Raw genomic sequence first — 827 nt, 5'->3', positions numbered from 1 at the left:
GTGATTAGCCAACCTTCGCGCTCCTCCGTTACGCTTTGGGAGGAGACCGCCCCAGTCAAACTACCCGCCAGACACTGTCCTCAGCCCGGTTCACGGGCCTAAGTGAGAACATCGAACATTCAAGGGTGGTATTTCAAGGATGGCTCCGCGCAGACTGGCGTCCGCGCTTCTCAGCCTCCCACCTATCCTACACATCAAGGCTCCATGTTCAGTGTCAAGCTATAGTAAAGGTTCACGGGGTCTTTCCGTCTTGCCGCGGGTACACTGCATCTTCACAGCGAGTTCAATTTCACTGAGTCTCGGGTGGAGACAGCCTGGCCATCATTACGCCATTCGTGCAGGTCGGAACTTACCCGACAAGGAATTTCGCTACCTTAGGACCGTTATAGTTACGGCCGCCGTTTACTGGGGCTTCTATCAAGAGCCTCGCCTTGCGGCTAACCCCATCAATTAACCTTCCAGCACCGGGCAGGCGTCACACCGTATACGTCCACTTACGTGTTTGCACAGTGCTGTGTTTTTAATAAACAGTTGCAGCCAGCTGGTCTCTGCGACTGGCTTCGGCTCCGGGCGTCTCTCCCTTCACCTAACGCCAGCGTGCCTTCTCCCGAAGTTACGGCACCATTTTGCCTAGTTCCTTCACCCGAGTTCTCTCAAGCGCCTGAGTATTCTCTACCTGACCACCTGTGTCGGTTTGGGGTACGATTCAATGTGACCTGGCGCTTAGAGGCTTTTCCTGGAAGCCGGGCATCAACCACTTCACCGCCGTAGCGGCTCGTCATCACGCCTCAGTGTTCACAGAAGAGCGGATTTACCTGCTCCTCCCA

General features: G+C 55.3%; 1 rRNA gene. It reads right to left on the bottom strand.

The features are described 5' to 3' along the window. Positions 1-827 (bottom strand): 23S ribosomal RNA (locus LG003_RS23115); the annotation flags it as partial.

Source organism: Photorhabdus kleinii, from assembly GCF_025384885.1.
In the GTDB taxonomy this organism is placed as follows: domain Bacteria; phylum Pseudomonadota; class Gammaproteobacteria; order Enterobacterales; family Enterobacteriaceae; genus Photorhabdus; species Photorhabdus kayaii.
Note: the sequence above shows the minus strand (reverse complement) of the source record. Positions and strands in the feature narration are given on the sequence as shown.